Annotated in this window: 25 protein-coding genes; 10 read left to right on the top strand and 15 right to left on the bottom strand. The window is 43.9% G+C overall.

The features are described from left to right. Positions 1 to 6: 6 nt before the first annotated feature. The 3 genes from AC3E9V_RS00475 to prfA form a co-directional block, all read right to left on the bottom strand. Complete coding sequence (locus AC3E9V_RS00475) at positions 7 to 429, bottom strand: secondary thiamine-phosphate synthase enzyme YjbQ (protein ID WP_488751213.1); 423 nt, start codon at positions 427 to 429, stop codon at positions 7 to 9. Positions 430 to 758: 329 nt separating this feature from the next. After that, the gene (locus tag AC3E9V_RS00470; RefSeq protein WP_488751212.1) at positions 759 to 2,180 is read right to left on the bottom strand and encodes a hypothetical protein; all 1,422 of its coding nucleotides are present in this window, start codon (positions 2,178 to 2,180) and stop codon (positions 759 to 761) included. A 27-nt stretch (positions 2,181 to 2,207) separates the two neighbouring features. After that, positions 2,208 to 3,281, bottom strand: a complete 1,074-nt coding sequence (gene prfA / locus AC3E9V_RS00465; protein WP_488751211.1) for a peptide chain release factor 1 — start codon at positions 3,279 to 3,281, stop codon at positions 2,208 to 2,210. 33 nt (positions 3,282 to 3,314) lie between these two features. Between prfA and AC3E9V_RS00460 the strand changes: the two genes are divergently transcribed. Further along, positions 3,315 to 3,983 (top strand): Tll0287-like domain-containing protein, encoded by a 669-nt coding sequence (locus AC3E9V_RS00460; RefSeq protein ID WP_488751210.1) that lies wholly within the window; start codon positions 3,315 to 3,317, stop codon positions 3,981 to 3,983. Between the two features lie 10 nt (positions 3,984 to 3,993). Here AC3E9V_RS00460 and AC3E9V_RS00455 read toward each other — a convergent pair whose 3' ends face one another. After that, positions 3,994 to 4,569, bottom strand: a complete 576-nt coding sequence (locus tag AC3E9V_RS00455; RefSeq protein ID WP_488751209.1) for a YceI family protein — start codon at positions 4,567 to 4,569, stop codon at positions 3,994 to 3,996. A gap of 183 nt (positions 4,570 to 4,752) precedes the next feature. Here AC3E9V_RS00455 and AC3E9V_RS00450 point away from each other — a divergent pair, with 183 nt between their 5' ends. Further along, the gene (locus tag AC3E9V_RS00450; RefSeq protein WP_488751208.1) at positions 4,753 to 5,601 is read left to right on the top strand and encodes a winged helix-turn-helix domain-containing protein; all 849 of its coding nucleotides are present in this window, start codon (positions 4,753 to 4,755) and stop codon (positions 5,599 to 5,601) included. Here AC3E9V_RS00450 and AC3E9V_RS00445 read toward each other — a convergent pair. Then, positions 5,598 to 5,828, bottom strand: coding sequence for a Kazal-type serine protease inhibitor family protein (locus tag AC3E9V_RS00445; protein ID WP_488751207.1), 231 nt, complete (start codon positions 5,826 to 5,828; stop codon positions 5,598 to 5,600). The two genes, AC3E9V_RS00450 and AC3E9V_RS00445, sit on opposite strands and share 4 nt — an antisense overlap. Further along, a complete protein-coding gene (locus AC3E9V_RS00440; RefSeq protein ID WP_488751206.1) occupies positions 5,825 to 6,400 on the bottom strand; it encodes a DNA-3-methyladenine glycosylase I in 576 nt (191 codons plus the stop codon). Before AC3E9V_RS00440 ends, AC3E9V_RS00445 begins: the two co-directional genes overlap by 4 nt. A 57-nt stretch (positions 6,401 to 6,457) precedes the next feature. Here AC3E9V_RS00440 and AC3E9V_RS00435 point away from each other — a divergent pair, with 57 nt between their 5' ends. Next, positions 6,458 to 7,579, top strand: coding sequence for a hypothetical protein (locus AC3E9V_RS00435; protein ID WP_488751205.1), 1,122 nt, complete (start codon positions 6,458 to 6,460; stop codon positions 7,577 to 7,579). Beyond that, positions 7,572 to 8,390 (top strand): arylamine N-acetyltransferase family protein, encoded by an 819-nt coding sequence (locus AC3E9V_RS00430; protein WP_488751204.1) that lies wholly within the window; start codon positions 7,572 to 7,574, stop codon positions 8,388 to 8,390. The genes AC3E9V_RS00435 and AC3E9V_RS00430 overlap by 8 nt, the downstream gene beginning before the upstream one ends. Here AC3E9V_RS00430 and AC3E9V_RS00425 read toward each other — a convergent pair. The 4 genes from AC3E9V_RS00425 to AC3E9V_RS00410 form a co-directional block, all read right to left on the bottom strand. After that, the gene (locus tag AC3E9V_RS00425; protein ID WP_488751203.1) at positions 8,367 to 9,209 is read right to left on the bottom strand and encodes a hypothetical protein; all 843 of its coding nucleotides are present in this window, start codon (positions 9,207 to 9,209) and stop codon (positions 8,367 to 8,369) included. The genes AC3E9V_RS00430 and AC3E9V_RS00425 overlap by 24 nt on opposite strands. Before the next feature lie 56 nt (positions 9,210 to 9,265). Further along, positions 9,266 to 9,661 carry a tellurite resistance TerB family protein gene (locus tag AC3E9V_RS00420; protein ID WP_488751202.1) on the bottom strand — a complete coding sequence of 132 codons (396 nt, stop codon included), beginning with the start codon at positions 9,659 to 9,661 and terminating at the stop codon, positions 9,266 to 9,268. A 74-nt stretch (positions 9,662 to 9,735) separates the two neighbouring features. Continuing rightward, complete coding sequence (locus AC3E9V_RS00415; protein ID WP_488751201.1) at positions 9,736 to 10,149, bottom strand: TerB family tellurite resistance protein; 414 nt, start codon at positions 10,147 to 10,149, stop codon at positions 9,736 to 9,738. A 50-nt stretch (positions 10,150 to 10,199) separates the two neighbouring features. Further along, the gene (locus AC3E9V_RS00410; RefSeq protein WP_488751200.1) at positions 10,200 to 10,961 is read right to left on the bottom strand and encodes an SDR family NAD(P)-dependent oxidoreductase; all 762 of its coding nucleotides are present in this window, start codon (positions 10,959 to 10,961) and stop codon (positions 10,200 to 10,202) included. Positions 10,962 to 11,083: 122 nt separating this feature from the next. Here AC3E9V_RS00410 and AC3E9V_RS00405 point away from each other — a divergent pair, with 122 nt between their 5' ends. Both AC3E9V_RS00405 and AC3E9V_RS00400 read left to right on the top strand, forming a co-directional pair. After that, the gene (locus tag AC3E9V_RS00405; RefSeq protein WP_488751199.1) at positions 11,084 to 13,423 is read left to right on the top strand and encodes a GAF domain-containing protein; all 2,340 of its coding nucleotides are present in this window, start codon (positions 11,084 to 11,086) and stop codon (positions 13,421 to 13,423) included. 189 nt (positions 13,424 to 13,612) lie between these two features. Beyond that, positions 13,613 to 14,809: a sodium:calcium antiporter gene (locus AC3E9V_RS00400; RefSeq protein ID WP_488751198.1), complete on the top strand. Its 1,197-nt coding sequence runs from the start codon at positions 13,613 to 13,615 to the stop codon at positions 14,807 to 14,809. On the opposite strand, the gene AC3E9V_RS00395 is transcribed toward AC3E9V_RS00400, so the two are convergent. Further along, positions 14,806 to 15,132, bottom strand: a complete 327-nt coding sequence (locus AC3E9V_RS00395; RefSeq protein WP_488751197.1) for a Rieske (2Fe-2S) protein — start codon at positions 15,130 to 15,132, stop codon at positions 14,806 to 14,808. The genes AC3E9V_RS00400 and AC3E9V_RS00395 overlap by 4 nt on opposite strands. Positions 15,133 to 15,200: 68 nt before the next feature. On the opposite strand from AC3E9V_RS00395, the gene AC3E9V_RS00390 reads away from it, so the two are divergent. Both AC3E9V_RS00390 and AC3E9V_RS00385 read left to right on the top strand, forming a co-directional pair. Further along, on the top strand, positions 15,201 to 15,335 hold the full coding sequence (locus tag AC3E9V_RS00390; RefSeq protein WP_488751196.1) for a hypothetical protein: 135 nt from the start codon (positions 15,201 to 15,203) through the stop codon (positions 15,333 to 15,335). After that, positions 15,336 to 16,028: a metallophosphoesterase gene (locus tag AC3E9V_RS00385; RefSeq protein WP_488751195.1), complete on the top strand. Its 693-nt coding sequence runs from the start codon at positions 15,336 to 15,338 to the stop codon at positions 16,026 to 16,028. It begins immediately after the preceding gene. 244 nt (positions 16,029 to 16,272) lie between these two features. Here the strand turns inward: AC3E9V_RS00385 and gdhA are convergent, their stop codons facing one another. Beyond that, positions 16,273 to 17,625 (bottom strand): NADP-specific glutamate dehydrogenase, encoded by a 1,353-nt coding sequence (gene gdhA / locus AC3E9V_RS00380; RefSeq protein WP_488751194.1) that lies wholly within the window; start codon positions 17,623 to 17,625, stop codon positions 16,273 to 16,275. 166 nt (positions 17,626 to 17,791) lie between these two features. Between gdhA and AC3E9V_RS00375 the strand changes: the two genes are divergently transcribed. Next, positions 17,792 to 17,965, top strand: a complete 174-nt coding sequence (locus tag AC3E9V_RS00375; RefSeq protein WP_488751193.1) for a hypothetical protein — start codon at positions 17,792 to 17,794, stop codon at positions 17,963 to 17,965. Positions 17,966 to 17,976: 11 nt separating this feature from the next. Here the strand turns inward: AC3E9V_RS00375 and AC3E9V_RS00370 are convergent, their stop codons facing one another. Beyond that, complete coding sequence (locus AC3E9V_RS00370) at positions 17,977 to 19,878, bottom strand: CASTOR/POLLUX-related putative ion channel (protein ID WP_488751192.1); 1,902 nt, start codon at positions 19,876 to 19,878, stop codon at positions 17,977 to 17,979. A 190-nt stretch (positions 19,879 to 20,068) separates the two neighbouring features. Between AC3E9V_RS00370 and AC3E9V_RS00365 the strand changes: the two genes are divergently transcribed. Continuing rightward, entirely contained in the window at positions 20,069 to 21,370 is a 1,302-nt protein-coding gene (locus AC3E9V_RS00365; protein WP_488751191.1) for a TAXI family TRAP transporter solute-binding subunit, read from the top strand. A 5-nt stretch (positions 21,371 to 21,375) separates the two neighbouring features. Here the strand turns inward: AC3E9V_RS00365 and AC3E9V_RS00360 are convergent, their stop codons facing one another. Both AC3E9V_RS00360 and AC3E9V_RS00355 read right to left on the bottom strand, forming a co-directional pair. Next, positions 21,376 to 21,834, bottom strand: a complete 459-nt coding sequence (locus tag AC3E9V_RS00360; protein ID WP_488751190.1) for a YHS domain-containing (seleno)protein — start codon at positions 21,832 to 21,834, stop codon at positions 21,376 to 21,378. 81 nt (positions 21,835 to 21,915) lie between these two features. Continuing rightward, on the bottom strand, positions 21,916 to 22,434 hold the full coding sequence (locus AC3E9V_RS00355; protein WP_488751189.1) for a hypothetical protein: 519 nt from the start codon (positions 22,432 to 22,434) through the stop codon (positions 21,916 to 21,918). Positions 22,435 to 22,454 lie beyond the last annotated feature (20 nt).

Below are 22,454 nucleotides of genomic sequence, written 5' to 3'. Positions count from 1 at the left end.
ATCCATTCACTCTCCCCAGGCCGTGATCACAATTTTTCGTGATCCACCATGATCCCGGTGCTCACACAGATAGATGCCCTGCCACGTGCCCAAAACGGGCCTTCCGTTTGATATGGGGATGAGTACAGATGGGCCAAGTAATGAGGCTTTTATGTGTGCGGGCATATCATCCGGTCCCTCCAACGTATGCTCGTAATATGGCGCATTTTCCGGAACCATTTTGTTGAAGTGCGATTCAAAATCCACTCTGACAGTAGGGTCAGCGTTTTCATTGATCGTCAGGGAGGCAGAAGTATGCTGAATAAAGACTTGTAGCATGCCTGTATCCAGTTCGTTGATTTCCGGAATGGCATTCAGGACTTCTCGGGTGATGATGTGAAAACCCCTGCTGTGTGGACTCAGCGATATTTGATTTTGAAAAAATTTCATGGGTTAAAGATAAAAAGTCGAGCCCACCAATCCATGAATGGGATTCAGTGTATGACAGTTTTGCATTTTTGAATGTCCCCAACAATTTCACACAAAAACAAACTTTCTTATAAACATTCCCCTACACCCCTTTTTTTAAAGGGAATATTAGTGTTTTTGTGTGAATACCTCCTTATAGCCCTAGTGTATTGTAAATTAATTGGTTTAACTCAGTCATTTTGGAATCTAAGTGTTTACCAAAAGCTATTTATTTATTCTGTAAGCTTTAACCAAAAGAGTTTTAGAGATAAAACGGGGGAAAACGGGTAATAAAAAAAACTTTTTGTGGATTAATCCATATCTATCCTTTCATAAGCTCCGATATCCGGCTTGTCGTCCCTGAGCTTTCCCTGCAGGTCTGTGGTGATCCCAATAGTGGCTCCCCTATCCCTCGCAAAAGCTGCCGAATCTAGTTGATAGTCAAACATAAAAGGATCTACAAAGCCCGGTGAATCAAGCTCTGAAGTGGTAAAGTTATCGGATAGCTCCTCTTCTGTTTTTATAATATTACCTTCCAAAAGCACAGTAACTGCGGATCCTCCTCCATCATTGATTCCCAACTCCTCGTCATTCGCGCCCCATAAAATTGAATTGCGAATGGCCAAATCAAGATCCTCAGTGATCACCTCATCATCTGAAATAACCACATTATCACTGAACTGAATAGCAGGATCCTCATTGACAAAAAAGCTGGGCTGATTGGTAAATGTACAATGGTCATATCGGTAATTACCTCCACCAAAATTGCCCACAAGCCAGGTAGCCACATTGTAAATTTCTATATTATACGCATAGACATCTGCGGAAAATGCTAAAATTCCAGCAGTAGACATGTGTCGAATGGACGTATGATCAATGACAATATTGGCTTGCAGAGAAGAGGTTTCAGGTAAGAGGACAGTACCTCCACCCTGAAGTCTGGCATATGTATACCCGATCCCTAAACCGATCTGGCCATTTTCAATATCACAGTAGCTGACAACATTATCTGTACTTGTTTCCATAAAAACAATACCATTCCATTGGCCCGGCGCTTCCAGGTAATTTTTATCAAAGCGAGTATTACGGATAATCACCCGGTCAGCTGAGTCCCCAAGTATCCGCAAAGTCCCTTCTACCACCAGGGAAGCTCCGTTATCCATATAAATTTTCGTCCCCGGCTCCACAGTCAGTGTACACATGGAATCCACTATAGCCACATTTTGAATGACATAAGGCCGGTCTTTCGTCCAGACCTCATCACAGATCTCTACATTTCTGATGTAATTGGCATCCTGGCCCCAGGCCACCAGCTTTACATGGTCTGAGTTAGCGTTCCACTCCACGATCACCGAGTCTTTCACCAGGTAGGGATTATTCTGATCCAGCGGGTTGATATCCACTGTAACCAACACTAAAATGCTATCCTGTCCAAAAATCACTTCATCAGAAATGGCCGGACCTTCTTTTCCGTTTATAATGATGGAGTATTCAGACGCACTTCCTTTACCTAGCCGTATGCTGCTTACTTTGATGGCTTTCTCATTGGGGTTGTAGATCCGAAATCTCCTGGTAAGGCTGAGGGTATCACTGATCAGCGTATCAAAAAGGACGGTATCCTCACTAAAAGTTAGCTTCAGGTTTTTCTGGCCACTGATCTGCTCCTCTTCCGGCTCACAGGAGAAAAGTAAGAAGAGAACTATTGTAAAAGGTATGAAGAATAGTTTATGCATCAGGTGTTTAACGAAAAGTATGTTCATTTATGCTAAACCATCCTCCTTCAATAGCTCAGTATTCTCAGCTATCCGTAACCGCTCTATAAAATCATCCAGGTCACCACCCACGATAGCAGGTAGATTATACACCGTATGGTTAATTCGATGATCAGTTACCCGTCCCTGCGGGTAGTTATAAGTTCGGATCTTATCCGACCGATCGCCAGAACCCACCATGGTTTTTCGCTGTGAGCTGATTTCTTCATTGTGTTTTTTAAGTTCGATCTCATAAAGCCTGGAGCGGAGTACTTTCAGCGCCTTATCATAGTTGGCATGCTGCGAACGGCCATCCTGACACTCCACCACCAGCCCTGACGGGGCATGCGTCAGGCGTACCGCTGATTCTGTTTTGTTAATGTGCTGTCCACCAGCCCCTGAAGCACGAAAGGTGTCTTTGCGGATATCCCCCATATTGAGCTCCACATCCACTTCTGCGGCCTCCGGCAACACAGCTACTGTAGCTGCGGAAGTATGTACCCGGCCTTGTGATTCGGTTTGAGGAACGCGCTGAACCCTGTGCACCCCGGACTCAAACTTCAGCTTGGCATAAACATCCTCTCCCTCTACCGTAGAAACAATCTCCTTGAAACCACCGGCTGTACCCTCGGTAAGACTCATCACACTAAACCTCCAGCCCTGGCTTTGAGCATATTGCTCATACATCTTGAAAAGATCCCCCGCAAAAATAGCCGCTTCATCTCCGCCAGTACCCGCTCTGATCTCCAGGATCACATTTTTACTGTCATTCGGATCTTTAGGTATGAGCATAAACTTCAGCTCCTCTTCCAGAGCTTCTTCTTTCGGGTACAGGTCCTCCAGCTCCATCTTAGCCATCTCACGAAACTCTTCGTCCTTTTCTGTTTCCAGGACCTGTTTCGCGTTTTTAATGTTATCCGTTACGAGCTTATACTCATCGTACTTCCTGACAATTTTTTCCAGGTCACGATATTCTTTATTGAGCCTGGCATACTTGTCCATATCAGCCATTGCATCAGGCTGTACGATCAGCTGACTGACCTCCTCAAATCGTTTCTTTATTGCTTCCAGTTTATCGATCATCTCCAGTAACTTTATCCTGACAAAATTAACCAAGTGCAAAGACTTTATATGATGACCCGCAGAAACATCCTTTTGGGTAGTTTACTTTTTACCTTGTCACTCACAAATTGTGACACCAGCAAAAGACCCAATACAGAAGCTGTAAAAGAAGAAATGGCCTCTCGTGAAATCAAAAAGGTTTCGGACGCAGAGATCATGATAGCGGGAGAAAAGCTCGGGCTATGTGTTTTGGATACGATCCAGAAAAAATTTCAGCATGAGCTATTAACCGCTCTTCGGGAAAAAGGCGTGCCGGGAGCAATAAGCTACTGCAACCTGAATGCCTCTTCTTTAGTCAGGGGTTTTGAAGACAGCCTGAACATCTCTGTAAAAAGAGTTACGGACAAGCCCCGAAATCCGGCGGATACCCTTTCCGATTTTGAAAAGACCATTTTTGAGGCTTATCAGTATAACCCGGACCTGGCAGGCGCCCAAATACAGGAGCTGGACAAGCAGGCACTGATCCTCACCAAACCGATCAAGATCACAAATGGTGCCTGCCTCAACTGCCACGGAAAAGTGGGTGAGCAGGTCACCGAAACCAATTATACCCTGATCAGGTCATTGTATCCCCGGGACAAGGCTACCGGGTATCAGCTCAACGACCTGAGGGGTATGTGGAGCATTGTCATTCCGAAAAAAACCGTGGTGAATCAGCTTTAGATTATACAGGTTATTCATCTTTAATAAAGACGATATCCACGTCCAGCTCTATGGCGTCCGAGATGGTCTCATCGCCCAGACTCGCAAAAAAGCTCTGGGACTTATACCGTATATCCCATTTTGATCGGTCTATCGTGAAGCTGGACCTGACGAACCAGTAGTTCTCTACATTTTGGATGCGGGAGCGAAACGTCACCGGCTTGGTAATCCCCCTGATCGTCAGATTGGCATCAGCATCAAAGCTTCTGGAATCAACGTACCGAATACTGACGATTTCAAGTTGTGCTGTGGGGTAATGCTCCACATCAAAAAAGTCAGGGCCTTTCAAATGATTGACCAGGCTGGCTATATACTCATCGTCCGTGTTGGTGATGGTATTCATATCCACCACAAACGCTCCACCACTGATTCGATTGCCGTCCATCTTTACCTCACCACTTTTAAAGTGGACCGTTCCAAAATGTGCTCCCGCGTTAAGCAGGTGCGATCCTCGCCATTTCACACTACTTTTGGCCAGATCTATTTCCTGTGACTGTGCAAAAAAGAATTGAATAAGAATTCCGAAAATTAAGAATGATTTTTTCATCTGTTAAAAGTTGTACAATAAGCCATGTGCTTTCCCAGTTTTTGACGGTTCGCCCATGCTCATCATGAAAGATATTTTTCGGTAATTCTACGCCAGCAGGATAGGACAGTGTGTAAACAGGCTGTAAAACAAGTGTAAACTATTTGTAAATTTTACGTTCAAAGAATAGCTTGACATCTTTTTATGAAATTCAGAAAGTGGATATTGACTATTGGGATCGCCGCGTTGCTTTTAAGCATAGTGGGATTTGCCTGGACAGAGAGAACCAGTATCTCTAAAGAGTCTGCACGCGTGATCATGCGAAATATCGGTCACCATCTGTTGCTCCATAACGGGGATTCTTCATCGCTGGTCTTGCCCATAAAAACACTTGCGGAAAACTCCTACCAGATCCACTTTGAAAAAAGTCTGGCCATAAACCCCGATAGTCTCATCCTTGTCATCAAAAACTCCCTGAACAACTCCGGTCTGTCAAAAAATTACATCGCAGAAGTAGTCTCCTGCAAAACAGGTGAAATTGTATACAGCTACCTGACTTTTGAGAACGCCGAAAAAAGCGTCATCCCCTGTCTCGGACGTATCCTGCCGGAAGCCTGCTACCGGATAAACATGCACTTTAAGGCCAAAGACAATTTTGTACGATCTGGCGGTCTTTACATTTCTTTGGCCTTATGTCTGGCGGCGGCTTTTCTATATACTTTCAAAAGGTCAGCTAAAAAGACCAAATCCGGGTCATCCGCCCTGCCTTTGGGGAAGTTTACCTTCCGCAGAAGCGAAAACACCCTGGACATAGCCGGTCAGGAGATCCGCCTCACCGCAAAAGAAGCAGAAATCCTTGAGCTGCTTTGTCAGCATCCGAATGAGATCATCACCCGCGAAAAGCTGGTAAAAGAGATCTGGCTGGACAAAGGAGTCGTCGTTGGCCGCAGCCCGGATGTCTTTATTTCCAAACTCCGGAAAAAACTTGAAGGAGACCCAAACGTCCTGATTGTAAACATTCACGGACTGGGATACCGACTGGAAATAAATTAGTCCCCGGTTTCACTCGGACACTCACCTTTTTCATAGCTGGTCACCCCCGATTTGGCAGCCTCACAGGCGTTTCCGTAAGTATTTCCGTCACAGCCACAGACAGGATCATACTGCATGGTACATACAGCCTCTTTGTCGATTAAGTCTTCATTGATACAGTTGTCATTGTCTGATTTTTCGCAGGCTGCAGCTACCGCCATTAAAATGGTTACTAATAAGATCTTCATTTTCCCAATAGTTCTTTATATCTGAAACAATCCTTAGTGTGGTCGTTTACCAGTCCGGTGGCTTGCATATGGGCATATATGGTGGTTGACCCTAAAAATTTAAATCCTCTTTTCTTCAGGTCTTTCGCCAGTGCATCAGACTCGGGTGTGGTCGCTGGTACTTCTTTCATGCTTTCCCGGTGGCCTATCTTCACTTTATTGTCCACAAAGCTCCAGATATACTTATGAAAGCTGCCAAACTCGCTCTGCACTTCCATAAATCGGGATGCATTATTTATAGCTGCTTCTATTTTAGCACGATTTCTGATGATGCTATTATCTGCTAACAGCTCCTCCACCATACCCGGACCGTACGTCGCCACGACTTCATAATCAAAATCAGCAAAGGCCTTCCGGTATCCTTCCCGTTTTTTGAGGATGGTGCTCCAGCTTAGGCCGGCCTGTGCGCTTTCCAGGATCAGAAACTCAAAATGGATCCGGTCATCATAGACTGGCACACCCCACTCTTCGTCATGATATGTGATATATTGATCAAATGTATCTGTTGCCCATTGACATCTTTTTTTCTCCATCAGATAATACGCTTGTGCTTTGTTGGTTAATATATAAATTTAAATCCCAAAACGATTATGGTCTACATCAGGGCTTTTTGTATTTGTTTACTCTTTTTCGCAACAAAGGTTTGCCTTGCTCAGCAGATTGATATTATAAATATCGGTGGGCCAAAATACCTGGTAAAAACAAATAATCTTCCTGAAGACATTACAAGGAGTCGGTCTGTGGTAGTGATAGAAGTTCCCACAGAAAATGAGAAAGGATATGAAGTAAGGGGCGACTGGAAAAAGCTGGCCAGGGAAGTTCATAAAAATTTCCGGAAGATCGGAGTAGATGCCGTGACCTACATTTACTTTGACGACCTCAACGCAGGCCCCGAGATCAAAAGCGCTTATCAGGATATTCTGGCTTCCCGCAAGGTTACAAACCTCCTTTGTATACGCAAAAAAGGCAAACTCCCCAATGAAACCTATTCCATGACCGTAGTACCTCTTGGTGAAAACGGGAAGGTGCCACACGGACAGCTTGCCTGGATGGAGGAGAGTGCAGAGCTTAGCCGACTCTTTCTCAGACTTGGCAGACAGGTGCTGCGTCAGGCGCTGGAGCGAACCAATTTTCTGATCCCGGAAAGACCCGAATACCTGGATGACCTGGCCGTTTTCACTGGTAATCGCCTGGAAAATTTCCCCAGCAGGCTGAAATCGCTCCCGGTAGCCGTAGTAGCCTTTGAAAAGATCTCTGCTGAGAATATCCAGAATCAGGAAGCAGCCGCCCGGATCGAAGCATACAATAAGGAGATTGAGAAAATGAATGATGAGCTGAAGACTATTATGGAAATGTATCCCTTCAGGTACGAGATAGTGACAGATCCTGACAATGATGCACTTTATCAGCAGGGATACCAATATGCACTTATGCCAGTAATCAGCTCAGGCATATCCATCAAAAAGATACTGAACTACCAGACCACCCCTTCAGAAACGGACTATATAGCTAGTATTTATGACGACTCAGGTCAGCAAAAACTGGTTCGAATCCCTGTCAATGCCAACGTGTGTAAGTACTACATCAAACAAACGATTGTCCGGGATATTCACACGGGTGACTATTGGGATACGGGAGTAAGCTGGCAGGAGGGACTGAAAAACTTTATCCTTCATCTCAGAGCGGCTTTTAACTTACCGGCAGTTGAGTAAGCTTAATTACTTCCAGACCAGACCAAAGCTGGAGCAAATCCCCGTAAAGGAATATCTTGAGCGGATAAAGGTTCCTTTGGAAAGCAAGAGCCTGAAGTACCTGAAAAAACTACACAAGGCACACCTCCATACGATCCCGTTTGAAAACCTGGATATTCATTACAATAAAAGAATTGTCCTGGTAGTGAAATCTCTTTTTGAAAAAATAATCCGGAGGAAAAGGGGTGGCTTTTGCTATGAGCTGAATACGCTCTTTTACCACCTGCTCAACCAACTTGGGTATCAGGTGTACCTGATCTCTGCACGGGTATTTAATAATGGAGAGCTTTCCCCTGAATTTGATCACATGGCCATTGCTTTGGTATGGGAAGATGAGAATTACCTTGTAGATGTAGGGTTTGGTAAAAGCTTTGTGGAGCCGAAAAAAATCTGCTCTCAGCCTCAGCTGGATTATACTTCTTACTACAAGTTTGAACAAACCCCTGACGCGCACTGGATCCTAAAACATTCAAAAGATAATTCCAACTACGAGTCTGTCTATCAGTTTGAATTAAAACCTCGTGAACTGATCGAATTTATCCCAAGGTGTAACTTTCACCAGGAGTCACCAGAATCCCATTTCACCAGACAGAAACTGATCACCCGGTTATTTCCGGAAGGCAGGGTGACTTTAACAGACCGAAAATTAAAGCTAAGCCTCAGTGGAGATCATGCTGAGCACTCCATATTAAATGAAGACGAGTTTTTCGCCCGTTTGGAAGAGTACTTTAAGATAGAGCCACAAGCTCTAATCCGTCAGTTGCTTGATTAGCTGCTCAGAAGCTTCACGGTAAAATCGCTCCAGTATTTCTCCTGACTTTTCAGAAAGCAGGTCTTCAGCCATGAGTGTAGCTCCCGTCCAGTCTTGAGAAACCCATGACCCGTTAGTGAGGTCACCACACCTGTTTACATCTACATGAGGCCAGGTGTTGACATAAAAGTAAGGTATATTCGAAGACTCGTCTCCCGGCGACATACCGAGGGATATCTTAGTAGTGGTTTCAGGATCACCGGAATTCTTTATAATGTGATCCATTGCCATATCAAAGTGATGCGGCCAAACCCTTATTTCTGCTCCCTGGACTTCTTTCTTCAGGTTTCTGAGGGTAATGTAAGTGTTATGAAAGTACCTGCCCAGCTCCATTGCATAAAGCATGTCACTTATCTGAAATGGGCTGGCATTATTTCGAACCATATTCGGTAGCTCATATGGCAGTTTCATCACCAGATTTGAAGCGTCCAACCCAAATTTCCCAATCTGCTCCTCAAGCCAGAGCATTAGCTGGCGGTAGGTCTTCCCCTCCAGTGTAAACTCAGAAAGCGTTGCTACTTTCTTGTCTACAAGAAAAATAGAAAAAGAATCAAAGCTAATAGAGCTCCGGAAGGTAATATTACCCTCCACCCAGCTACCTGCCAGTCTCGACAATCCAGGCACCCATGTCAGAGTAGCATGTACATCCTGTCTGGAAGGCGGGGAAAACCTCCGTCCTACGGCAGATACATTTTGAATGGCCTGATGAAACTGTTGTCTGACTCCTGTTAACATCTCCCAGTCACTAAGCGAGACAGGCCTCCATTCAAAGCTTTGCATACGGGCTGGGTTTGTTTGGTGATAAAAAAAGCCTCGTTAGCGAGGCTTGCTGATTTTTAGTTTTGGTATTTCTTTACTTCTCTTTTTAACGCCTCTCGATTTGATGTGATCATGGGGTCACTAAAGACCTTCGAGCTCAATTTAGAAATCACGGATTTTTTAAATCCCAGCTTTTCAGCAAGTTCCTCACAGTACTTGATCTCACTCAGATATACCTGACTATCTATCTTCATTAGCTGCACGATGTTGTACAGATACTCAAAACGATCTTCCTCTGTCATGGTAGAAAGTGGCGGAAGTGGTTCCGGATTGTCCACAAGATCCATCACCTTCTCTTCAGAAAGCCCATTGGCTTTTCCTATCATCAGGATCAGGCTCTTTTCTTCTCCGGCAAACTCCCCGTCTATCTTGGCTAGTTGAATGAGGGTACTTAATTGGGACTTGATACTCATAGCGTTATTAAAAAGATCAGATATAAAAAGTAAATAAAGATAGATCGAGCTACCAAGAGTAGCAAATTAAATAATCACAATTCAAATTTCTTAATGGCCCTTTTCAGGGATTCCTTATCCGCAGTAATGCTGGGGTCCGCATAAACCTTCTCTGACATTCTGCTTACGACCTTGGGATCAAAACCCAGCTTTTTCGCTATTTGCTCGCAAAAACGGATCTCGCTTAAAAAGACCTTGTTGTCAATCTTCATAAGCTGGATTATGTTATAAAGATATTCGAACTTCTCATCATACGAAAGCGCTGAAAAATTAAGTTTAAACTCACCCTTATTCTGCATGATCTCCGCAATAGCTTCATCTATTTCGGTTTCAGGGATCTTATTCGCTTTGCCAATACTGTGAATGAGCATCTTTTCCCTTTCATCAAATGATTGGTCGGCGATAGCAAGTTGAATGAGTGAACGGAGGTGATTTTGAAAATTATCCATGTTATATACTTTTTCCTAACTGAAAGATATGAAAATTATTTGTGAAAACTTTAGTGCATATAGCTCCCTGCATTGATATCAAAAGTAGCTCCTGTACAGTGATCTGCCATACCACTGGCAATAAATGTGACCAGCGGCGCCAGATCTTTAGGCTCGGTCAGCCGCTCCAGTGCTATATCTCCCTTCGTATGGTCCTCTCCATACTGCTCTGTAAATTCTTTGGCCATATCCGTACGCACAAAGCCCGGCGCCACGACAAAAGCCTTTACACCGTCTTTACCAAATGCCCTCGCAATGGATCTGGTCAATGAAACCAATCCTGCTTTAGACGCAGCATACGCTAAATACTCCGCTGTATCTCCGCGAAAGGCGGCTCTTGAGCTGATGTTTATGATCCGGCCCGAGGACTTTCTCTTGATGAAGTGCTCCACTGCCTTTTTGCTAAGTACTGCGGCCGAGCGTAGATTGACCATCTGAGTTTCATCCCAGGCTTTAAGCCAGTCTTCATCTTTAGCTGTAATTGGTGTAGACAATGCTACTGCGGCGTTATTGATGAGGATCTCTACACTGCCCATTTCTAAAATTACCCGCTCAAAAAGCTTGGATGCTTCATCGGGCTTAGAAAGGTCCGCCTGAAAGGCTTTGGATTCATTCCCCAAAATGTGGGCAAGATTCTCCGCTTCGCGTACATTTTTGTTATAGTGAATGCCTATCGTAGCTCCGGCCTCTGCAAGCTTAGTGGCCACGGCTTTGCCGATACCACGGCTGGCACCGGTCACCAAAATATTTAAGCCTGACAAATTAATGTACATGGTTGGGAGTTTTTTGGAGCGAAAATTAGTTAAAGATCAACAAAGTAGCGTGGACAAGCCCGGAAAATCAAACCATGCTCTCATACAATCGTATCTAATTTTATATCCTGGAAGAAAGCACAATGGATTCAACCTTTCCTTTTAAAACGACACTCACCTTAGACAGCATCATCAGTTTTTGGGAAGAGCAGCAGAAAAACCCCAACCCCATTTTGGCTGCCAACGCTCGAAAGCTGGTACAAGAAGCTAAAAAACACCCGGAACTCCAGGGAGAAATCGCCGACATGTCCGTTTTGGAAAAACACAAGCAGATCGTGGAGTCCCTGATGAGTGCGCTTCTCCCTCCTGCTGCGGATGATGATGTAATTCACGCGGCTTTCAAGCCTTTTTCAATGGACTATTTCTATGGATCTAAGAAATTTCACGAAATCATAGACAGGGCAGGATGTATCGGAAACATGGTGGATGAGTCTATTCACGAAGAAATGTCAAGAAACAAGCTGATATCTGCATATCAATACATCCTCGCCAGGTTTTACCAGGTGGACTCTCCTAAGCTCCGCCATTTTCTGCTCAGTATGAAGGAAGAAAACGGACTTACCAGGTATTATCAACTTTCTCTTAACCCCAGGTTTTGCGATATACGGGCAAAGGGGAAGTTGCCGGATTTTTCAGAAGAAAAGCTTCAGGAGGTAGTGGACCATATAAGTGATCCGGATTACCTGATGGCGCAGTTGCCTCCGGATCTTTTTGAGTTTGTCGGGTTTGGGATATACACTATGACAGAAGATACAGGGGAAGTGGTTATCTCGCAGATCAAGGAAGTCTTATTAAAAAAAGACAGTATCACTCTGGAACCAGGCTTTGAATTTTTGGAAAAAAACTTTAGCTCGTTGCTGGAGAACCCCGAAATCAAACTCGGCATCACCATCTATCAAAAACGAAAAAAATCTTTCTATAAAATCAAAAACAAGGGTGGACATAGCCTGATGACAGATCAGGAAGGTAATTACCTGGAGCCATTTTTTAATGTAAATCAAAAATTGCTGGCTACCAGGGAACCCTACATCGTAAAGGACCTTCGGGAAGATCCCATTTTCAGCTCGTATGCATCCCAGATTCAAAACAACCTTAAGAGCATTGTTTTTACTCCGCTGCTCATTGGAGACGAATTGGTAGGTGTATTGGAAGTGGGGAGTCCGAGACCCGGAGCATTTAGCGCTTTTACGCTGGCCAGGCTAAACGAGGTAATTCCGCTATTTGCTGTGGCCGTAAAGCGAAACTCCGAAGAATTGGATAATCGCATTCAGTCGATCATCAAAGAGCATTATACATCCATACACCCTACTGTAGAGTGGAAATTTACGGACGCCGCGTATAAAATTCTGGATCAGGAGGAAAAAGGTGAAAAACCGGAACCAGAGGAGATTGTGTTTAACAACATATACCCCCTTTATGCCGCATCTGACATCCGTAATTCCTCCATCATCAGAAATGAAGCCATCATCGGTGATCTGACCACACAGCTTAAGGCTGCCAAAAAAGTACTGGAAAAGACTGCAGGCGAAGAGGAGTTTCCACTGCTGGGAGAGCTGATCTTTAAGATAAACCGCTCAGTGTCCAACCTTAAAAAAGGACTACTCTCTGGTGATGAATCTTCAATTTTACGGTTTATACGGGAGGAACTGGAGCCTGTGATCCTTTCTCTGGAAAATGAGAAAGAGGACTTCAAAACGATCTCCAGGCTATACTGGGATCAGCTGGATCCTTTGCTGAAAGTGGTCTACGACAAACGAAAAGCCTTTGAAGAAAGCCTGACAACACTCAATGAAACCATCTCCTCATTTCTGGATCAGGAACAGGAAAAAGCACAAAAGGTATTTCCTCACTTTTTCGAAAAGTACAAAACTGATGGCATAGAGTATAACGCTTATATTGGTGGGAGCATAACCCAGCGTAAGAAGTTCAGCAAACTACATCTCAAAAACCTGCGACTATGGCAGCTGCTGGCAACTATCGAGATTGCACGTCGGACCAATGCGTTAAAAGACAAGCTGCCTGTGCCATTGGAGACTACACACCTGGTTTTGGTGCATAGCCAGCCACTTTCGGTACGTTTCCGAATGGATGAAAAACAGTTTGATGTAGACGGTGCCTATAACATGCGGTATGAAATTGTCAAAAAACGTATTGATAAAATCAAGATCAGGGACACTCAGGAACGTCTTACCCAGCCAGGCAAGGTTGCTGTGGTTTTTTCTGACAATAGTGATGCAAAAGAATACATACAATATTTCGAATACCTGCAGTTTAAGGGCATGGTCCACCCTGAAATAGAAAGAATAGAGCTGGAAGAATTACAGGGAGTCAATGGGCTTCAGGCACTTAGGGTTCGCGTTGAATCTGGAGGGGTTTCCTTTTTAGACGAATTGGAGAATCTTAAAAGATCCACTTTGGTTTAATCCTCCCTCTTTTTATCATTATTTTTTAGTCGTAGTGCAATTGATTGCGCATATTCAATTATGAAATTTTCCGCTCTGAAATGTTATTATTTAAAGAATTTATCCAATATTGCAGAAAGTAAATAAATTTTGGCAATGCCCACCTTCAGCTTATAGCAATTTGATTTTTCCACCATAACCGCGCCTAAAATGGGTATCGTTATTCCTTTAATTCTTATTACGATCTGCTGTGTTGTCATCTGGCGTGCGGGTGACGGATTTATGACAGCATCTGAATACATAGGAAGAAACCTGTCTGATGGTGTTCGTGGAGCTACAATTAACGCTGTTGCAAGCTCCATGCCTGAGGTATTCACATCTCTCTTTTTCTTATTTGTGATGAGGGACGCTGAAGGGTTTTCCGGAGGTATCGGAACCACTGCAGGCTCGGCCATTTTCAATAGCATGGTCATTCCGGCGGTGGCCGTTTTGGCTGTGGTAGGAATAGGTCTTACTAAAAAGGTGAGGGTTTCAAAAAAAGTGATGCTCAGAGATGGAATCTCTCTTCTCATAGCTGAGCTTATTTTTATCGTACTGATCAGTGGGTCTTTACTGGACTGGTACCACGGACTGTTACTCATGTTGGTCTATGTAGTGTACATCGTTTACATGTTTTGGTCTATGGATAAAAGCGAGCGTGAAGAGCTGCTGGAGCATAGCCATATCCAGGAGGAAGATTTTGAAAATGAGGAGCGCAAACAAAAACCCTTTTTTTTAGGACTGATTACATTGGACCTTGAGCGGATTTTTATTGGGAAGAATAAAATAAACAATGTCAATGCCTGGACACTACTGGTCTTTGCTACACTTTCGATAGCAGCTGTTTGTTATCTTCTGGTGCTGGCTTGCGAGTGGATAGGAGCTGATACATATTCTGTTCCATACCTGGGTGAATTTCAGGGACTGGACATTCCAGTGATGTTTGTAGCATTGATCCTTGCTTCGGCGGCATCCAGCTTTCCTGATACGATCATCTCAATCAAAGATGCTCAAAGAGGCCAGTACGATGACGCGATTTCCAATGCACTGGGTAGCAATATTTTTGATATCTGTTTTGCGCTGGGGTTCCCATTATTCCTTTTTACCCTGCTTTACGGCCCTATACCCATGCCTCCGGAGATGGTAGACCTGAGCAGTGAGCTCCGATTCTTACTTTGGCTACTGACTGCTGCTGTGCTGATCGTCTTTATTATCGGTTCCTATATTGGTCGTCGCAAAGCGGTATTCTTGCTTACATTTTACTTTTTATTCGTGCTTTACGTCATAGGTCGTGGTGCCGGAAATGAAGTGGCGCAATCCATCGCCGACTGGCTGGTTTCCATAGTGCGGTTCTTCAGCATCTCCTAAGTCAACAGCTCCAGCTGTCCGGAATCATTCCATTGTGTTTTGATCAGTTTTAGCGGGCGGCACCTTTGAGCAGACTCGTCTCCTGTTTTCAGGCTAAACCGATAGCTATGCCAGGAACAAACTACTTCCTCAAAGGCATTTATGCGGCCTTTTTTGAGTGGGTAACTCATGTGTGGACATCCTGTTTCAAAAACATACACTGATGACGAGCCGGTCCAAACAATATTAAAAAGCACATCATTGATTTTGATCTGTCGGATTTCATTGGGGCTCAAAATCTCCTCCATTTCTGCCCTGCTGTTAAATAGCACCGTTTTTTCCATCGCTTATTCTTTTTGAGGTTTATCTTGTCTCTCAAAACAACTATATTCGCAACTAAATACTCAAAGATATGGATATTACAAACCCAGCCGTAACAGATGGAGTTGATCTGTTTGTGAACATTGTCATTTTCCTGGTTGCTTTTGGAGCCGCTATCTCGTTCATTGATTTTCGTAAAGAAAGCCAGAAAAAGACAGAAGACTAAATGTCAAACCCACTAGGTAAAGTTGTTACCAGAAATAGTGGCAGAAGATTAGTCATAAGTGATGTACATGGCTGCCAGAAGACTTTGGAGCGCCTGATCACCAACCTACACCTGAAAAAAGACGATCAGCTCTTCCTACTGGGAGATTATGTAAACAAAGGTCCTTCGAGCAAAGCGGTAGTGGATTATGTGATCGGCCTGCAGGATACCTGCAATTTGTTTCCACTGCTGGGCAACCATGACCTGATGGTTCTTAATTACCTCAAAGAAGGCAGTGCAGCCATTCGCGAACGACTGACCGAAGTAAGTAATACAGATTTTTTTGAGCTTAAAGAGAAGGAAAAACAGAAGTATCTGAATTTCTTCTCAGGACTGCACCATTATTTTATCCTTGACAATTTCATCATCGTTCATGCAGGATTTGACTTCAATCTGGCGAATCCATTTCTGGGGACGGAGGCTATGATCAATATTCGTGAGTTTTACTATGATTCCTCCAAAGCTCAGGGCAAAACGGTAGTCCACGGACATTTCCCTTACACGCTGAACTACATTCGTACACAGATAGAAGAAAAAAATAAAGTGCTGCCCCTGGATAATGGATGTGTGTATGCTGATCGGGAAGGTCAGGGAAACCTTTTGTGTTTCAATGTAGATACGGACGAACTAATCGTACAACCAAATACAGACTAATTTGTCTTGATCCTGTTTTTTATACGTGATCCCTTTTATGATCGCTCACTTTTTCATTTGGCAGGATGACCGGACAGATAATAGCAAGTACAAAAAGGACAAGAATAAAACCTAGCATTAACATATTTCTCAGATGTTTTTGCGACAAAGATAATTCATGCCTGTTCAAAAGAAAGGAGATTGTAAAATAAAGTAGGGAGCATGATTAGCTCCCTTACCTGTTAGCATTAATACCTCCACCCTGTTATACCACACCTTGTGCAATCATAGCATCGGCCACCTTCACAAATCCCGCTATATTGGCTCCTCTAACATAGTCCACATAGCCCTTATCCACACGGCCGTACTCTTCGCAGTTGTTGTGGATGCGTTTCATAATCATTTTCAGTCGATAGTCCACTTCTTCACGGGTCCAGTAAAGCCGCTGGGCATTTTGCGACATTTCCAATCCTGAGGTAGCCACACCTCCGGCATTGGAGGCCTTACCGGGGCTAAATAAAAGTTTTTTCTCCCGAATAAAACCGTGTGCCTCCTCGGTGGTAGGCATGTTGGCTCCCTCAAAAACTCCCTTGCACCCATTTTTTACCAGCGTTTTGGCATCCTCCAGGGGCAGTTCATTTTGTGTAGCACAGGGGTATGCCAGGTCTACTTTAATATTCCATGGAGTGACATCTGCATGAAATTCCGCGCTTTTGAATTTATCGGCATATTCACTTATGCGCCCACGCTTTATATTTTTCAACTCTTTGATAAACTCCAGCTTCTCGGTATCAATGCCGTCTTTATCATAAATGCACCCCCCGGAATCCGAAACAGTCACTGGCCTGGCGCCAAGTTCTATAAGCTTCTCTATAGTGTACTGAGCTACGTTTCCACTTCCGGAAACGGCGCACACCTTACCGTCCAGTCCATCACCATGAGCCTCCAGCATTTCATGACTAAAATATACCAGCCCGTAGCCTGTGGCTTCTGTACGGATGAGGCTTCCGCCAAAGTCCAGCCCCTTTCCGGTAAGCACCCCGGTAAACTCATTCTGTATTTTTTTATACTGGCCAAAAAGAAAACCGATCTCTCTTGCTCCTACGCCAATATCCCCTGCAGGAATGTCCGTAAACCCTCCGATATGTTTGCTAAGCTCCGTCATGAAACTTTGGCAAAATCTCATCACCTCCGCATCTGATCTGCCTTTAGGGTTGAAGTCACTTCCTCCCTTACCTCCTCCCAGCGGCAAAGTTGTGAGGCTGTTTTTTAAAACCTGCTCAAAGGCCAGAAATTTTAAAATGGATAAGTTGACAGACGGATGAAAACGCAAACCTCCTTTGTAGGGTCCTATTGCAGAGTTCATCTGTACGCGAAAGCCCCTGTTTACCTGAATTTGGTTTTGGTCATCCACCCAGGGAACCCGAAACATCACCACGCGTTCAGGCTCACACATACGCTCCAGGATGTTCGCTTCTTTGTATCTCTTATTGGATTCTATAAACGGAACGATGGTTTCTGCCACTTCCGTAACTGCCTGAATGAATTCTTCCTCATGAGGATTTCTTTGCCGCACCTTCTCGACAAAGTCTTTCACATTTTTGGATAGGTTAGACATGTATGTACTTTATTTGAATTTAATAATCAAGATATAGTTTTTTTAGGCAAAATCACAAAATCGAAAAAAGGGGATATAAAGCAGGTTAATTAATGATAATTAAATAATGGTTTAAACCTTCAATAACCTTGAAAGATTATATTGAAGACAGTAAACCACCAAAATCATGTATCAGTCAAAACTCGAAAGTGAAATCATCTCAAAAGTGAAGACGCTAAACGGAGATCAAAAGTCGGTCGTGCTTGACTACCTGAAGGCTATGCCAAAAGTCAGCCACAGCACAAAGATCTATCGCCGAAAAGCGATGAAGCAGATCCGGGAGGCGCTTAGCCGGCTATAAGGTATGCAAGCTTAGTCTTCGGAAAGCACGATCACCATGTCCTCAGCCGACAAAGTGAACATGTTGGATTTCGGAGGGTTTACATACACTCCATATCCTTTTGAAGCATCTTTTGCTTCTTTGATTATTCGATAACCGATAGCCACCTCGTTCTTTCTGGCAGCTGATTCCAGAATGGTATAGAAATTCATAGGTTCGCCTGGCTTCACATAATCTTTCGCTGGTTTTATATAGATCTCGGAGCCTTCTGCGTCAAAAAGATCCTCAAATACCCGCATCAGGAATTTGTTTTCAGCTACCTGGCTCATCAGCAAGCTGATCATCTTGTCACTTACGATAAAATCATCTGCGCTGGTAATGTCAGCCAGCTGTCTGTTTCGGATGTCCAGCATCTCGGAGACGATCTTATATTTCTCACCGCTCTTTTCGGTAAAGTTTCGCAGGTGAAGCAGGGTAATAAGCGTCTGAGCATCCGCCTCCTGAATCGGAAAGTAGTTTTGGTAGCAAAGCAAAATGATGTAATCATACCCATCCAGGTGCATACTTTCCAGGGTAGAACGATCTGTGGTATCCATTACCTCAAACTCAAGAGAGATATTTTGGATTTCATTTTGAAGTCTCCGAATAGCCTTTTGGGCATCATCAAACTTGGAAACCACCCGCACATGAGAGCCCGGAGGAACATAATAGTCAAGCTCGTTAATGATATACCTGGCTCGATTGTTCCAGCCAACAATCAGAATTTTTTCTGCTTCCGGTGTTTCCGGCTCGGTATATACTATTTTGTTTTCTTCCAGCTCTATAAACTCCGGCGCATTTGGGACCAGCGTGTCGTCATCTTCGGTAATACCAATGACTCGATCACCTTCTCTGAAAATAGTGTCCATCGGCGGGTTAATCTCCACATGACCATCTGCATATTGGATACCCATGATGGCCGAGTCTTCATAGGCAAACAGAATATCGCGGAAAGGTCGGCCAACCAGCGAGCGTTCTTCCATAAAGTAGATCTCATCCCCATCAAAATCCATGAGCTCAATGTATACCACGCTAAGCCCGGACTGCCTGGAGGTCTGGACCATGATTCGGGAAATGATCTCATCTGACAAAATAAGCTCAACTTCATTCTGACCAACCATTTTCGCCACTTCCAGGTTCTTCCTGTCCTCCATCTCTGCAGTAATGTGATACGGTTCCTTGCGACGTTCGGGATTAGTTACAATTGCTACGATCGTCTTGATGATCTGTGAGTCGGAGTTTTCATTGTCCTTGTCCAGGATGATTATGGACTTGGTGTCAAATGGATTGGCAATGTACAGGTCATGGATGTCAATAGGGTTACCTGTACGGCAGATCACTTTAGTGTTTTTGGTATTTCCTACCTTATCCCTGATCTCGTCTTCCATAGCCACCTTATCCATATCGGCCAGGATAGCGATCACTCCTTCCTTCTGGTTTTCATTGGCAATGACGAGCTCGGAAATGATGGTAAATATTTTTGACGACCAGCCCAGGATCAGAACATGGCCTTTCTCGATCACAAACGATCGCCCCTTACGCAGGTCTTCCAGCTTGGAAAGGACCCCGCTGGAAATAAGGGCGATCAATGTACTGGTGACGATCAGCCCGATGATGGTCACAGCCATCATGAAACTCATAAAAGGCCAGTTATCCTGGTGTTCGCCCACCGTACCCGGGTCCAGGATGTGGGTCATGTTGATCCAGATGGAATCAAAAATGGTAAAATCCTTGTCATGGTCAGGGTGGACGCGAGCCAGTATCAGCAAGACCGTAAAGAGAAGAACGGTAAACAAGGTGAAAAGGGCCAGCCCATAGATCATGGAGACGGTGCCCTTGGATATGAAGTTATCAAACTTGTAGCTTAATCTATCCTTTAAAGGAAACTTGCTCATTGAGGATGTAGTTCAATATATGAAAGATACGCAAAAGTAATTCAATAATATAAATTTACGAGTGCATAACTAATTCCCAAGCGGTTTAAGACTAAAGATTTTGTATTTTTTCAGTAATTCTCAAATAAGTTATGGTCATAAAGCCTATTAAATGTTGTCTTTTGCCAGACAATACCAAAACTTATATCGAATGATCTTACCCTGGGTTTCAATCATTGTGCTTATTTTGCCTCAGATGCAACGTCTTTTTCTAAAACTTATCGGGTTTTCGTTACTGGGTTTCATCATCTGCTCATGCAACCCCACTACACTACCTTTTACTATCATTTACAGTGAAGAAGAGCCAATAGGGGATATCACCAAAGCGCTGGAAAAGGTGCTGGAACGCAACTACAATGTGGACATCATCCTGATCAATAATGCAGGAGCGGGATCTGTAGCCAATGTAGACAGTGTGGCCTCCGGAAAGGTGGATTTTACGATCACCGAAAACCACGTGCCTTTTCAGGAAGGAGTCAACTCAGTACTGGTTTTTTACCCGCAGATACTTCATGTTTTTCATAAAGAAAACTACCAGCCTGCAACCTTTCGGGAGCTGGTTGAGGGTAAAACCATTTTTATAGGTAATGAAGGGTCGGGCTCTTATCGATTCATGATGGATCTGATGGATTTTTTCCACATCGATATGGACCAGGTTACCATTTCAGGTAATCCATTTGATGAGTATGATGTTTTTGCAGGGTTTAGTGACATCCTGCCGGATAATTATCTGCTGGGGCTCGAGGATTTTCGCATCTATTCTTTTGATGAGGTTAGTAAATATCCTGGTGGCTCCATCGCTGATGCCATCTCTCTCAAGTATCCTCGCGTAAGGCCGTACGTCATTCCGGCCAGTACATACGGTGATAAAACTCCTGAAGCGGTTCTGACAGTTTCATCCGATGCTGTGTTGGTTGTACGTTCGGATATGCGTGCTGTACCGGTCAATGATATGATCACGACTATCTTTAAAGAAAAAGAAGCCTTTGTAAACATCAGCCCGCTGATTTTCAAAGGCATGACGGAGGATTTTGACCGAAGCTCGCTTAACTTCCCCCTGCATGAGGGTGCACGTCAATACCTTGACCGGGACGAGCCCGAATGGTATGAGCGCTATGCCGAACTGTTCGGCGTGATCTTCTCCGTGATTATCGCGGTGACTTCAGGGGTCATTTCCCTCTCCAAATGGCAAAAGCAGAAAAAGAAAGACCGGGTGGATGTATTCTATGAAGTGCTGATGGACATCAAAAAGAAGCTGCCTTTAATGAAAACAAGCAAAGAGGTAACCAGGCACATCCGGGAAGTCCAGGAATCACAAAACAAGGCATTTGACATGCTCATTCACGAAGAGTTAGATGCTAACGAAAGCTTCAGGATCTTTATGGAACTGTCAAAAGAAACCATCCAGGAGCTAAAATCAAAAATGCGTGTATTAAAATCTCGTGAGTCTTAAAATGTTTATTTTCCGGGGTTTTGCAGGTCCCGGTACTTTTTATCAGCCACGATCTTGTTGATATCAGGATCTTTTTCCCACAAAGTCTTACCATTGAAGAAGGCTCGTACTTCGAAAAACAAAAGGTTTCCGTCCTGGATCTTGTAGTGATTGAAATCCGGTCGCACCAGGTTTCCGTTTGCTATGGCAATAGCACACCAGCCATTATATGCCGGGATATACTTATCAGGATCTTTCTTAAACTTCTCTCGGTTTTCCGCCGAAGCAAACTGAAGATTGAGACCGTCATAGTTCAATGCATAGGTTTCTTTCCCCTTTAGAGGCTGGTCATCTTCATAATAGCTCACCAGGTCATTTCCAAAAAATGCGATCTCATCCGCACTACACGCATAGGGCGTATCACTGGGCTGTGCTGACACACTGATTGCTGTCACTAAGGTTGCTATTGTAAAAATGCTCTTCATGGTTATTTGTTTTTTTAAGGATATACTTACCTAAACCCTGCGGAGTTGTTTAATCAAACGACTTGGTCACGCAAGTGACAATCAACGTAGCTCAACGAGCCTTAGGAAATCAAAAAACATAATGCGAAAGGATTCAGCCTGTTTGGCACTTGTAAAAAAATCCTTTCGCTTACCATCTTCTAAATAAGCAAGGGGTTTATCCTTCAAAATGGCATTGTACATTGATGTTGCGAGTAATGCATGTTGTTTTTGATTGGTTCCGTCAAACGAAATGGTATCAGCGCCTGCCAAAATGATAAGGGCCTCCTCGTCTGTCTGATTTTCAAAGTGGAAAAAGGCCCTATCTGTCCGCCAGCTAATAATAATTATGGGTTTCAGGGGCAGGCCCGATTTTGTCAGCTGCTCCAGGGTGTAAAGGTCCATGCCCGCCTGCCGGTTTTCCTCCAGATCATAGTTCGATTTCCTCATATTTTTGAAAAAGAGCTCTGAGGCATCGGTGGTGCTGAAACGGATTTCTTTGAGATCTGCCTCTCTGTTTTTGTCCGGGTTACAGGCCAACACAAAAACCAAAAGGTAAAAAACCGGTAGCTTTTTAAACATACGTATTCAACCCATTTGGG

Source organism: Marinoscillum sp. HNIBRBA16962, from assembly GCF_057801515.1.
The sequence above is the reverse complement of the archived record's forward strand: the minus strand, read 5'-3'. Positions and strand labels throughout refer to the sequence as shown.